We start from the raw sequence: 12,568 nt of genomic DNA, 5'->3' as shown, positions 1-12,568 counted from the left end.
ATGTTAAGCCCTCATCGCGAGCAGGCTCACTCCTAGAATTGGTTTAGGGGTGGCCTTAGATCCGCAACCCGCCATCCATTTCCAGAATCCGGCCGGTGTAGTAGTCGTTCTCGAAAATGTACGCCGCCGAATGGGCGATCTCTTCCGGTTTGCCCATGCGCTTGAGCGGAATCCCGGCCGTCATCTTCTCCAGCGCTTCCGGCTTCATGCCCAACGTCATCTCGGTTTCAATAAAGCCCGGTGCGATGCCCGCCACGCGAATGCCATATCGCGCCAGTTCCTTGGCCCAGGTCACGGTTGCCGCGGCCACGCCAGCCTTGGCGGCGGAGTAGTTGGTCTGGCCGACGTTGCCGGCTCGGGAGATCGAGGAGATATTGATGATCGCGCCGCTGTTGTTCAGCTCGACCATTTTTGCCGCGACTTCACGGGTGCACAGGAACACGCCGGTCAGGTTGACGTCGATGACCGCCTGCCATTGGGCCAGGCTCATCTTGGTCATTTCGCCATCCTTGACCTTCAGCAGCAGGCCGTCGCGCAGGATGCCGGCGTTGTTGATCAGGCCATGAATCGCGCCGAAATCTTCGGCCACTTGGGCGACCATATGCGTCACTTGCTCTTCGTTGGCGACGTTGCACAGGTAAGCCCGGGCCTCTACGCCCTTGGCTTTGCACGCCGCGACGGTGTCGTCGAGCTTTTCCTGGTTCAGGTCCACCAGCGCCAGCTTCGCGCCTTTACCCGCGAAATACTCGGCCATGGAACGGCCTAAACCCTGGCAACCGCCAGTGATAATGATTACTTTGTCAGTGAGTTGCATTCGCATGCCCCAATAGCAGGTTCAGAGTGGTTTCCTTCCTAGAGGGCCTCTCGATCTGCACCTGACGTGGCCTGGTTGCACATGAGAACTGCCCCGATGGCGTACTGGAACTTATCCCCAGGCGCCTGTCCGTTTTTTCGACGGATTCTATATAAGGAGTCATAAATTGAGCGTTGAAGCGGCCAAGAATGCCCGAGAATTGCTTCTCAAGGAATACCGCGGGGTGCTGTCGACGCACTCCAAGTCGATGCCCGGTTTCCCGTTTGGCTCCGTGGTTCCGTATTGCCTGGACGAGCAGGGCCGGCCGCTGATCCTTATCAGCCGCATCGCCCAGCACACCCATAACCTGCAGAAAGATCCGAAATGCTCGTTGTTTGTGGGCGAGCGAGAGGCCGACGATGTGCAAGCCGTTGGTCGCCTGACTTACCTGGCCGAAGCGGAAAAGCTCGAAGACGAGGCCGCGATTGAAGCGGCGGCCGAGCGTTACTACCGCTATTTCCCTGAGTCGCAGAGCTACCACAAGGCCCACGATTTCGATTTCTGGGTACTCAAACCGGTGCGTCACCGCTACATCGGCGGTTTCGGTGCGATTCACTGGGTCGATCAACTGACCCTGGCCAACCCGTTCGCTGGTAAAGCCGAAGTGAGCATGGTCGAGCACATGAATGCCGATCACGCCAAAGCCATCGCCCACTACGTCGACCTGGCGGGGCTGCCGAAAACCGAACCGGCGCAACTGGCGGGTATCGACACCGAAGGCATGCACCTGCGCATTGGTCAGGCGCTGTACTGGCTGCCGTTCCAAGCAACTTGTAATACGCCGACACAAGTGCGCGAAGCCTTGGTTTTCCTGGCTCACGCCGAGCATTGGCCGAAAAATGAAGTGGCTGACGCTTGAATTCACGAAACGGCGACGTCATCTAGGGAAGACTGGCAAGGCATTCTTGCGTTGAGGAACCATTTGATGCGCCCTTTTTTATTGCTCTTTGTACTGTTTCCGGTGTTGGAGCTGTTCGTATTCGTCAAGGTCAGCGGGGCCATCGGGTTTTTCCCGGCCCTGCTGCTGATCATTCTCGGCTCGATGCTCGGCGTGTTCGTGCTGCGTATCGCCGGTCTGGCCACTGCGCTGCGTGCGCGTGAAAGCCTGAACCGCGGCGAGCTGCCAGCGCAGACCATGCTTGAAGGTTTGATGCTGGCGCTGGCGGGCGGTCTGTTGATTCTGCCGGGCTTCGTCACGGACGTGCTGGGTCTGATCATGCTGCTGCCGATCTCCCGTCGACTGCTGGCCAATAAAATGCGCCAGCGCGCTGAAGAGGCGGCGATCCGTCAGCGGGCGTTTGCCGATGATCTTCAACCACGTGGCGGTCCTGCTCCGCAGCAGCCGCTGGGCCGCGAGCCTAATGTGATCGAAGGCGAGTTCGAACACCGCGATTCCAAGTAAAGCGTTTCAGCTGCACGGCACCTTCGGGTGCCGTGTTCGTTTTCGGGGCATTGATGCAAAAAATTTCGATCCCCGCCCTTGTAATAAGCTTATGCGCCCTTATGTAACGGTCACCGCAAGGTTTCTGGCGATCACGCCAGACAGACTTCCGCGGTTCGCTTGACGAACCGCACCCGGCACCGCCGGATTTGTTAAACCCGCCGGGAATACACCGGCCGATGAAAACCACAATTAGGAGAGATCGACAATGAAGCTTCGTCCTCTGCATGACCGCGTCGTCGTCCGTCGCAGCGAAGAAGAAAAGAAAACCGCTGGCGGTATCGTCCTGCCAGGTTCGGCTGCTGAAAAGCCAAACCAGGGCGAAGTCCTCGCTGTAGGCCCGGGCAAAGTTCTGGACAACGGTGAAGTGCGTGCGCTGTCCGTGAAAGTGGGTGACAAGGTTGTGTTCGGCCCTTACTCCGGCAGCAACACTGTGAAAGTTGACGGCGAAGACCTGCTGGTCATCGGCGAGAGCGAAATCCTCGCCGTTGTCGAAGGCTGATTCCCCGCTCATTTTCCCGCTACTACAAAGTATTTAAGGAATATCGATCATGGCTGCTAAAGAAGTTAAATTCGGCGATTCCGCCCGTAAGAAAATGCTCGCCGGTGTCAACGTCCTGGCTGACGCAGTAAAAGCGACCCTGGGCCCTAAAGGCCGTAACGTGATCATCGAGAAGAGCTTCGGCGCTCCGACCATCACCAAGGACGGCGTGTCCGTTGCCAAAGAAATCGAGCTGAAAGATCGCTTCGAAAACATGGGCGCGCAGCTGGTCAAAGACGTTGCCTCCCGTGCCAACGATGACGCAGGCGACGGCACCACCACCGCTACCGTTCTGGCTCAATCGATTGTCAACGAAGGCCTCAAAGCCGTCGCTGCCGGCATGAACCCGATGGACCTGAAGCGCGGCATCGACAAAGCGACCATCGCCATTGTCAAAGAGCTGAAAGCCCTGTCCAAGCCTTGCGCTGACACCAAGGCCATCGCTCAGGTAGGCACCATCTCGGCCAACTCCGACAGCTCCATCGGCGACATCATTGCCGAAGCCATGGAAAAAGTCGGCAAAGAAGGCGTGATCACCGTTGAAGAAGGCTCGGGCCTGGAAAACGAACTGTCGGTTGTTGAAGGCATGCAGTTCGACCGTGGCTACCTGTCCCCGTACTTCGTCAACAAGCCAGAGACCATGACTGCCGAGCTCGACGGTCCGCTGATCCTGCTGGTCGACAAAAAGATCTCGAACATCCGCGAAATGCTGCCAGTACTGGAAGCCGTTGCCAAAGCCGGCCGTCCACTGCTGATCGTGGCCGAAGACGTTGAAGGCGAAGCCCTGGCGACTCTGGTTGTGAACAACATGCGTGGCATCGTCAAAGTTGCAGCCGTCAAGGCTCCAGGCTTCGGCGACCGTCGCAAGGCCATGCTGCAGGACATCGCTGTTCTGACTGGCGGTACCGTTATCTCCGAAGAGATCGGTCTGAGCCTGGAAAGCACGACCCTGGAACACCTGGGTAATGCCAAGCGCGTGATCCTGTCCAAAGAAAACACCACCGTGATCGACGGCGCCGGCGTTGAAGCTGATATCCAGGCTCGCGTTCTGCAGATCCGTCAGCAAGTGGCTGACACTTCGTCCGACTACGACCGTGAAAAACTGCAAGAGCGTCTGGCCAAGCTGTCCGGCGGCGTTGCAGTGATCAAGGTTGGCGCGGGTTCCGAAGTTGAAATGAAAGAGAAGAAAGCCCGCGTTGAAGACGCCCTGCACGCTACCCGTGCAGCCGTTGAAGAAGGCGTGGTACCTGGCGGCGGCGTGGCACTGGTTCGCGCTCTGCAGGCTATCTCCGAACTGAAAGGCGACAACGCCGATCAGGACGTTGGTATCCAGTTGCTGCGTCGCGCTGTTGAAGCGCCACTGCGCCAGATCGTTGCCAACTCCGGCGACGAGCCAAGCGTTGTGGTCGACAAGGTCAAGCAGGGTTCGGGTAACTACGGTTACAACGCTGCTACCGGCGAATACGGCGACATGATCGAAATGGGTATCTTGGACCCGGCTAAAGTGACTCGTTCGGCTCTGCAGGCAGCGGCTTCTATCGCCAGCCTGATGATCACGACCGAAGCCATGATCGCCGAGATCAAGGAAGACGGCCCAGCTGGCGGCGGCATGCCAGACATGGGCGGTATGGGCGGCATGGGCGGCATGATGTAAGCCAGCCTTACCCTGTACGAAAAAACCCCGCCGGCGATGAGCCTGCGGGGTTTTTTATTGCGCGGCATAAAGTGGTGTGGTTTTTGATGGCCTCTTCGCGGGCAAGCCTCGCTTCTACAGGTCCAGCGAAATCCCTGTAGGAGCGAGGCTTGCCCGCGAAGGCGTCAGCTCAGGCGCTGACGGGGTCTGCTTTGATGACCTTTTCAGCCTTGGAAGCCGGTCGATACAGGATGTAGTAGTAAGACCCCAGACAAATCAGCCAGCAAAAAATCGCCGTCCACACGTTATGTGAAAAGAAGTGCGCCCCCTGCATCATCCGGCTCACCGAAAACACCGTCCCCAATGCAAACGCAAACACAAATGCCTGGCGAGCCAGGCGCGGACGACGGTCACGCAACGCAAAAAACAGCGCGAACAAGGTAAACCCGGTCGCCGCATGACCCCCGGGCCAGCAACGGCCAGGCTTATCGGTGGGCGGACGCGGACTGAGCAGTTCGCTATAGGTTTCGTGACCGCCGAATTGCTCGAGGCTCCACGGGCATTGCACCGCCGTCACCGCTTTGACCGGGGTCACGAACGAGGTCGCAAGTGCCAGCGACATCACCAGACAACCCAGTTCGCGTTTGAACGGCTTGAGCCTGGCGATGAAAAACGAGCCGATAAAGCCGATGATCGCAAACACCGAAAACGCGATGACCACCTGCTTGGCGCGGTCATGCAGAATGTTTTCAAGAAAGTAACTGTGGCGCCCGATGAAATCCCCGGCGACCGGGTCGTAGAACAGTTTGGCCAGGTCCATGTCCAGGGACGTCAGTTCGAGCAGCAGCAAAATGATCGCTGTGATAGCGGGCACACCCAGGCACACCCAAAAGTTGAGCGGTCTGGAAGCGGGGCGGGCGGCGGTCGAAGCCATGGCAGTTCCTTGGTCGGTAAAGGGGTCTGGAGAGCGCATCCGCGCGGAGTCTGAGCCCGGCGCTGTTGTCAGCGTGTGAATCGATAGTGAAAAACTTGTTAAGCCGTCATAGGTTTTTCTATCGGATTGACAACTGCACGCAGCCCTAGCCCTGAGCCACACTTGGCCTTAAGCTGCGCGGGCCATGACGGCCGTTACTGTGTGCGGAGGAGGTGCCCATGCGAATTCTATTGGTTGAAGACAACCGCGATATCCTGGCCAATCTTGCCGATTACCTGGGGCTCAAAGGCTACACCGTGGATTGCGCGCAGGACGGTTTGTCAGGCCTGCACCTGGCGGCCACCGAGCACTATGACTTGATCGTGCTCGACATCATGTTGCCCGGCATTGACGGCTATACGCTGTGCAAACGCCTGCGCGAAGACGCCCGCCGTGACACACCGGTGATCATGCTCACCGCGCGCGATCAGCTGGATGACCGGCTGCAGGGCTTCAAGTCCGGTGCCGATGACTACCTGATCAAACCGTTCGCCCTTTCCGAACTGGCGGCGCGTATCGAGGCGGTCATGCGTCGTGCCCAGGGTGGCGGTCGACGCGCCTTGCAGGTGGGTGATTTGAGCTACGACCTCGACACCCTGGAAGTGACCCGCGAAGGTCGTCTGCTCAAACTCAACCCGGTCGGCCTGAAGTTGCTGGCCGTGCTGATGCAGAAAAGCCCGCATGTTCTGCGCCGCGAAATTCTCGAAGAAGCCCTCTGGGGCGATGACTGCCCGGACAGCGACAGTTTGCGCAGCCACGTCCATCAATTGCGTCAGGTGATCGACAAGCCCTTCGCCAAGCCCTTGTTGCAAACCGTGCACGGTGTGGGTTATCGCTTGGCCGAGGGTCGCGATGGAGTTTAAGCAGAGCCTTGCCCAGCGGATCATCATCGCCTTTGCGCTGATGAGCGCACTGGTGGCAGGCGCCTTCGCCATGGGCATTGTGGCGACCGTGCACCTGGTCGAAGAAAAGCTGATTTCGGCCGGGCTGGGCGGTGATTTGCAACGGCTCCTGCTGATGGACAGCGTCTCTGACTGGAGCCATCGCCCCGAGCCGGACCAGCTGTTTTATTTCAGTGGTGGGCCGGGGGACTTCGAGCTGCCCAAGGATTTGCGGCACTTGGACTCCGGATTCCACGAGGTCTTTCGAGAGCAGCTGTCGTATCACGCGATGGTCGAAGTCGTTGATGGCCGGCATTACGTATTGCTTCAGGACCAAAGCGATTTCGAAGAGCGTGAGCGGGTGCTGTTTGCGGTGGTGCTGGTGGGCTTCGTGCTGAGCCTGGCGCTGGCGGTCTTTCTCGGCTGGATTCTGGCGCGCAAGGTGATGGCGCCAGTGGTGCGACTGGCCCGCCAAGTGCGACATCGCGATCAATTGCTGGGTCTGGCGCCGCCTTTGGCGCCGGATTATGCCGCTGACGAGGTGGGCGAGTTGGCCGTTGCCTTCGACGCCACCCTTGGGCGTTTGCGCCAGGCGTTGACCCGTGAGCGATTGTTTACCAGTGACGTCAGCCACGAATTGCGCACGCCGTTGATGGTGCTGGCCAGTTCCTGTGAACTGCTGTTGGAAAACCCCGGTATCGACCAGCGCGGCCGTGCCCAGGTCGAGCGAATTGCCCGTGCGTGCGCAGAGATGCGCGAGTTGGTGCAGACATTCCTGATGTTGGCCCGGGCCCAGCGTGAAGACGCCAGCATGGCGCCGCAGCAGACGCTGAGCCAGGTCGCCGATGGGCTGCTCAACCAGTGGCGCGAACCTATTGAAGCCAAAGGGCTGAGCCTGATCTTCGAGCAGGGCAATCCGCTAGGCACTTGCTACAATGCAACCCTTTTGCACGCCGTCATGGGCAACCTGTTGCGTAACGCACTGCATTACACCGAACGCGGGTTTATCCGCTTGACCCTCACGGCCACGGGTTTCACGGTCGAGGACAGCGGTGTGGGCATTCCCGAGGAAAAACGCGAGGCAATGTTCGAACCTTTCGTGCGTGGCAGCGAAAAGCGCGGCGAGGGCCTGGGGCTTGGGCTGTCACTGGTGCAGCGGATCTGCGAGAACCAGGGCTGGAGCGTCAGCCTGACCAATATGGAACCTAATGGCTGTCGTTTTCAGGTGGAATTGGGCCAAAGTTAGCGGTTGCTTTAACCGACGGGGCTCCGAGCCATGGCGGTCAACCTGAAAAATCTTGTAATGATTGAGCATTTCCTTAACAATTTTTTCACAAAGGTATGACCTGACGCTGACACTACGCTACCTATGGTGCTTGGTATCAGAAGTTAAGGAGACCTGAATGATGGACGGCCCGATCAAACTCGATTTTTCCGAAAAGTACGACGACCAACACGCTCAAAGGTATTTGCAGAAGCACCAGGATGGCCTCGGCCGTAAACTTTCCCACTGGCGTGACGTGCAGTTGGCGCGAAAGGCCCTGAAGCTGGTCGGTGAGCCAGGGCTGGTCCTCGATTTGCCGTGTGGGGCAGGGCGTTTTTGGCCAATGCTGGCGGAAAAAGCCAATCGCGCCATCATCGGGGCCGACAACTCCGAGTCAATGTTGAAGATTGCCACCCAGGCGCAACCTGCCGACGTGGTCAAACGGGTACAACCCTTGCACACTTCGGCATTCGACATTGCCTTGCCTGACAACGCCGTCGACAGCATTTTCTGCATGCGTTTGCTTCATCACATCGGTGAAGCCGAGCATCGACTGGCCATTCTGCGCGAATTTGAACGCGTCACGCGTGACAGCGTGATCCTTTCGTTGTGGGTCGACGGTAATTTCAAGGCCTGGAAACGCAAGCGCTCAGAGAAACGGCGTGGGCAGGAAGGCTACCAAAATCGGTTTGTGTTACCGGCTGCCACGGTAGAAAAAGAGTTTGAACAAGCAGGGTTCCGTATTCAGGAACAACTGGACTTTTTACCGCTCTATGCCATGTGGCGAGTTTACGTATTACGTAAGAGGTAACAGGATGGCAGTGCAATGTGCAGCAGAAACGGACGTCGCTTCTCAGGACCGCTTCGACTATTTCTGGAATCAGCGCGGTGAATGGGTAGAAGAACCGAATGTCCGTCGCGGTGGAGAAAGTGGCGTGCAGCGTGTCATGGGCAGCGATGGTCAACTGCTTTATGCCAAGCGGCAGACCGGGCATATCTATCGCAGCTGGCTGCATCCGTTCGGCCGCCCGACGGTATTGCGCGAGCGTGACGCGCTCATTGGCCTGCAATTGCTTGGCGTGAGAGTTCCGGAAATCGTTTTCTGCGGCGCACAGCGCGACCCCGTGCACAAATGGCGCGCATTGCTGGTGACCAAGTCGCTGGACGGCTTTGAGGAAATCGAGCACTGGTACGCCGGTGGCGGTCGCGAGCGTCACGGCGAAGCGGTGCATGACCGCGTGTTGAAGGACCTGGCCGAGAACCTGGCCCGCATGCACAAGGGTCGTTGGCAGCACAGCTGCATCTACATCAAGCACGTTTTCGTGCGGGTTACCGGTGAAGGCGAGTCGGCCAAGGTCGAGATTGCCTTGATCGATCTGGAGAAGTGCCGGCAACGCCTGACCGCCTATCGTGCGGCGGCTCATGACCTGAAGCAGCTGCGTCGCCACTCGTCGTTCAGCACGGCGGACTGGCGCAAACTCGTCTACTTTTATGAGACGGCGTTTGGCAGCGCTATCAAAGGTTTATAGCAATGAAACTAGAAATTGCACGAGGTGTGTTTCTGATAGGAGCCTTGGCAGTTGCTTCATTGGCGGTGGCGGCGTGGGAGCAGCCCCGCACGCAAGTCCTCAGTTCAGTGAGCGCAGATGCTCACTGTCCGTTGCCACGGGTAGCCAAGGCCTCCGTGGCATCCCAACCCGATCATGATTTATTGCTGTTCATGTTCGGACTTTCTCAAGGAATGAGGCCGCAGAGTTGAACAGATTGAAGCCAAAATAAAAGGCCTCGCAAATGCGAGGCCTTTTTTTGTGCCTGAACTTCAAGCCTTGCACCAGGCCAATGTGGGAGCGGGCTTGCTCGCGAATGCGGTGTGTCAGTCAATGGATAAATTGACTGATACACCGCATTCGCGAGCAAGCCCGCTCCCACAGGGTTAGGGATGTTCTTTTGCGTCGGGTTTGGCTAGCAGGGTGTAGATGCACGGCAACACGAACAGCGTAAACAACGTCCCGATCGACATCCCGGTTGCGATCACCATGCCGATATCAAACCGGCTGACCGCGCCCGCGCCCGTGGCGATGATCAACGGCACCATGCCGAACACCATCGCCGCCGTGGTCATCAACACCGGACGCAATCGAATTGCCGCCGCTTCCTCCACAGCCTCACGAGGTGTCAGGCCTTTCTCCTTGCGCAACTGGTTGGCGAACTCGACGATCAGGATGCCGTGCTTGGTGATCAGCCCGATCAAGGTCACCAGGCCCACCTGGGTATAAATGTTCATGCTCGACCAACCCAGGAACAGCGGAATCAAAGCGCCGCAGATCGACAGTGGCACCGTCACCAGAATCACCAGCGGATCACGGAAACTTTCGAACTGGGCTGCCAGCACCAGGAAAATGATCGCCAGCGCCAGGGCGAAGGTCACCCATAGCGCGCTGCCTTCCTGAACATATTGCCGCGACGCACCGGCGTAATCGATGGCAAAACCTGCCGGTGCTTCTTCCAGCGTGATCTGGCGCACGGCGTCGATGGCTTCACCCATGCTGACCAGCGGCACCCCCGACAGGATGGCCGAGTTGAGCTGCTGGAACTGGTTCAACTGCCGTGGACGCGCCCGGTCGGTGACGGTGATCAGGGTCGACAGGGCCAGCAGTTCGCCTTGGGTGTTTTTCACGTAATAGTTGTTCAACCAGTCCGGGTTGTCCCGGAAAGGTCGTTCGACCTGAGCGATGACTTTGTAGCTACGGCCTTCAATGGTGAAACGGTTGATTTCCGCCTGACCCAGCAACGTGGCCAGTGTTCCACCCAGGTCCTGCATGGACACGCCCATCTGCGCGGCCTTGGCGCGATCAATGTCCACGACGACTTCGGGTTTGTCGAAGGCCAGGTCGACGTCGACGAAGGCGAACTTTCCGGACTCCATCGCCCGTTTTTTCACCCGATCCATCACTTGCAGCAGCGCCTTGTAATCGTTGGCCGTGTTGATGACGAACTGAAATGGCAACCCTTCACCCGTGCCGGGCAAGGAGGGCAGGTTGAAGCCGAAGACCTGCAGCCCGGAAATGCCCTCCAGTTTGCGCTGGACCTCGGGCAGGATGGCCATTTGCGTGCGGTCCCGTTCGTTCCACGGTTTGAGCAGGAAACCGCCAATCCCCGATTGCACGCCGTTGAATCCATTGATCTGGAACGAGGAGTAGTACTCGGGAAACTCCTTGAAGATCGTGATGAATTCGTCGGTGTAAGTGTTCAGGTAATCGAGGTTGGCCGGTTGCGGGGCGTTGGCCAGCATGAAAATGATGCCCTGATCTTCATCGGGCGCCAGTTCCGACTTGGTGAACTTGAGCAGCACCGGGATCAGGCACAACACGATCACCGCAAACACCAGCACCACCGGCCGGGTGTTGAGGGTGCCGTGGAGCATGCTTTGGTATCGGCGCTTGAGGCCTTCAAAAATCAGGTCCAGGCGATGGGCCAGGCCGCTGGGGTTTTCATCATGGCGCAGGAGCAGGGCGCACATCATCGGTGACAGGGTCAGCGCGACCACGCCGGAGATCACCACTGCGCCGGCCAGCGTCAGGGCGAACTCCTTGAACAGCGCTCCCGTGAGCCCGGTCAGGAAACCGATGGGCGCATAGACCGCCGCGAGGGTGATGGTCATCGAGACCACCGGCATGGCGATTTCCCGGGCGCCTTCGATGGCCGCATCCAGCGGCGTCTTGCCTTCCTCGATGTGTCGGTGAATGTTCTCCACCACCACAATGGCATCGTCCACGACCAGCCCGATCGCCAGCACCATCGCCAGCAGGGTCAGCAGGTTGATCGAGTAGCCCATCATCTGCATGAAGAACATCACGCCGATCATCGACAGCGGAATGGTCACCACCGGGATCACCACCGAACGCAGCGCCCCGAGAAACAGAAACACCACCACGATCACGATCAGCACGGCTTCGAAGAGGGTTTTCACCACTTCGTCAATCGAGGCCTGGATGAACAGCGTAGCGTCGTAGGCGATTTCACCCTTCAGGTTTGGCGGCAGCTGGGCTTCCAGCTCCGGCATGATCTTGCGCACTTCCTTGATCACGTCCAGCGGGTTGGCGCCCGGCGTGGCCTTGATGCCGATGTACACCGAAGGAGTGCCACCGAACGAACTGATCGAGTCGTAGTTTTCCGCGCCCATCTCAACCCGCGCCACATCGCTGAGCAGCACGCGACTGTCGCCATCGACCTTGAGCGGAATCGCGGCGAACGCTTCGGCGGATTTCAGCTCGGTGTTGGCGTTGATGCTGGTGACGACGTACTCGCCTTTCACTTCACCGGCGGCGGAGAGGAAGTTGTACTGGCGCACCGCGTTGGTCACGTCGCTGGCGCTCAGGCCGAACCCGGCCAGCTTCATCGGGTCCAGCCACAGACGCATGGCGAACACCTGGTTGCCGAGAATCTCGGCTTCAGCCATGCCCGGCAGGGTCGCCAGTTTTGGCTGGATGACGCGTGACAGGTAGTCGGTAATCTGCGGGTTGCTCAGTTCCTTGCTGAAGAAACTGATGTACATGAGTGCCGAGGCGTCGGCGGCTTCCTTGCTCAGCACCGGGTCTTCGGCATCCTGAGGCAGCTGGTTTTTCACCTCGTTGGCCTTGGCCAGCAGCTCGGTGAACAAGCGATCGCTGTTGGAACCGATGCGCGCGTAGATCGAAATCACCGAGAAGTTCTGGCGACTGACCGAGGTCATGTAGTCAATGCCCTCGGCGCTGGCCAGGCTTTGCTGCATCGGTTGGGTGATGTAACCCTGAATGGTTTCGGCATTGGCCCCGGGGTACGCGGTGGTCACCGTGATCAGGGCGTTTTCCATTTGCGGGTATTGGCGCAGCGGCAGCTTGCTCCAGGCCTGGAAGCCCAGCAGCACAATCAATAGGCTGACCACGGTGGCGAGCACCGGGCGGCGGATGAACGGGTCGGTAAAAGCCATGAGGATTCCTTGA

Annotated in this window: 12 protein-coding genes; 9 read left to right on the top strand and 3 right to left on the bottom strand. The window is 58.7% G+C overall.

Annotation, left to right across the window (positions count from 1 at the left end; genetic code table 11):
• Window positions 1-55 precede the first annotated feature (55 nt).
• Window positions 56-814 (bottom strand): SDR family oxidoreductase, encoded by a 759-nt coding sequence (locus tag ACA051_RS23305; protein WP_077749886.1) that lies wholly within the window; start codon window positions 812-814, stop codon window positions 56-58.
• A gap of 166 nt (window positions 815-980) precedes the next feature.
• Here ACA051_RS23305 and ACA051_RS23300 point away from each other — a divergent pair, with 166 nt between their 5' ends.
• The 4 genes from ACA051_RS23300 (at window position 981) to groL (ending at window position 4,489) form a co-directional block, all read left to right on the top strand.
• On the top strand, window positions 981-1,712 hold the full coding sequence (locus tag ACA051_RS23300) for a HugZ family pyridoxamine 5'-phosphate oxidase (RefSeq protein WP_497305060.1): 732 nt from the start codon (window positions 981-983) through the stop codon (window positions 1,710-1,712).
• 66 nt (window positions 1,713-1,778) lie between these two features.
• Complete coding sequence (locus ACA051_RS23295; protein WP_010457646.1) at window positions 1,779-2,255, top strand: FxsA family protein; 477 nt, start codon at window positions 1,779-1,781, stop codon at window positions 2,253-2,255.
• 247 nt (window positions 2,256-2,502) lie between these two features.
• A complete protein-coding gene (locus ACA051_RS23290) occupies window positions 2,503-2,796 on the top strand; it encodes a co-chaperone GroES (protein WP_007948593.1) in 294 nt (97 codons plus the stop codon).
• A 49-nt stretch (window positions 2,797-2,845) separates the two neighbouring features.
• Complete coding sequence (groL, locus tag ACA051_RS23285) at window positions 2,846-4,489, top strand: chaperonin GroEL (protein WP_162439429.1); 1,644 nt, start codon at window positions 2,846-2,848, stop codon at window positions 4,487-4,489.
• A 169-nt stretch (window positions 4,490-4,658) separates the two neighbouring features.
• Here groL and ACA051_RS23280 read toward each other — a convergent pair whose 3' ends face one another.
• Complete coding sequence (locus ACA051_RS23280) at window positions 4,659-5,402, bottom strand: phosphatase PAP2 family protein (protein ID WP_497372081.1); 744 nt, start codon at window positions 5,400-5,402, stop codon at window positions 4,659-4,661.
• A 218-nt stretch (window positions 5,403-5,620) separates the two neighbouring features.
• Here ACA051_RS23280 and colR point away from each other — a divergent pair, with 218 nt between their 5' ends.
• The 5 genes from colR to ACA051_RS23255 all read left to right on the top strand — a co-directional run bounded on the left by colR (window position 5,621) and on the right by ACA051_RS23255 (window position 9,345).
• On the top strand, window positions 5,621-6,304 hold the full coding sequence (gene colR / locus ACA051_RS23275; protein ID WP_054045155.1) for a two-component system response regulator ColR: 684 nt from the start codon (window positions 5,621-5,623) through the stop codon (window positions 6,302-6,304).
• On the top strand, window positions 6,294-7,568 hold the full coding sequence (locus ACA051_RS23270) for a sensor histidine kinase (RefSeq protein WP_497305057.1): 1,275 nt from the start codon (window positions 6,294-6,296) through the stop codon (window positions 7,566-7,568). The genes colR and ACA051_RS23270 overlap by 11 nt, the downstream gene beginning before the upstream one ends.
• Window positions 7,569-7,728: 160 nt before the next feature.
• Complete coding sequence (locus ACA051_RS23265; RefSeq protein ID WP_304816620.1) at window positions 7,729-8,397, top strand: class I SAM-dependent methyltransferase; 669 nt, start codon at window positions 7,729-7,731, stop codon at window positions 8,395-8,397.
• 4 nt (window positions 8,398-8,401) lie between these two features.
• On the top strand, window positions 8,402-9,115 hold the full coding sequence (locus ACA051_RS23260; RefSeq protein ID WP_497305056.1) for a lipopolysaccharide kinase InaA family protein: 714 nt from the start codon (window positions 8,402-8,404) through the stop codon (window positions 9,113-9,115).
• Window positions 9,116-9,117: 2 nt separating this feature from the next.
• Window positions 9,118-9,345: a hypothetical protein gene (locus ACA051_RS23255; RefSeq protein ID WP_461955462.1), complete on the top strand. Its 228-nt coding sequence runs from the start codon at window positions 9,118-9,120 to the stop codon at window positions 9,343-9,345.
• 174 nt (window positions 9,346-9,519) lie between these two features.
• Here ACA051_RS23255 and ACA051_RS23250 read toward each other — a convergent pair whose 3' ends face one another.
• Entirely contained in the window at window positions 9,520-12,555 is a 3,036-nt protein-coding gene (locus ACA051_RS23250) for a multidrug efflux RND transporter permease subunit (protein WP_497372079.1), read from the bottom strand.
• Window positions 12,556-12,568: the final 13 nt, after the last annotated feature.

The sequence above is a fragment of the Pseudomonas sp. LBUM1669 genome (genome assembly GCF_059695705.1).
Note: the sequence above shows the minus strand (reverse complement) of the source record. Positions and strands in the feature narration are given on the sequence as shown.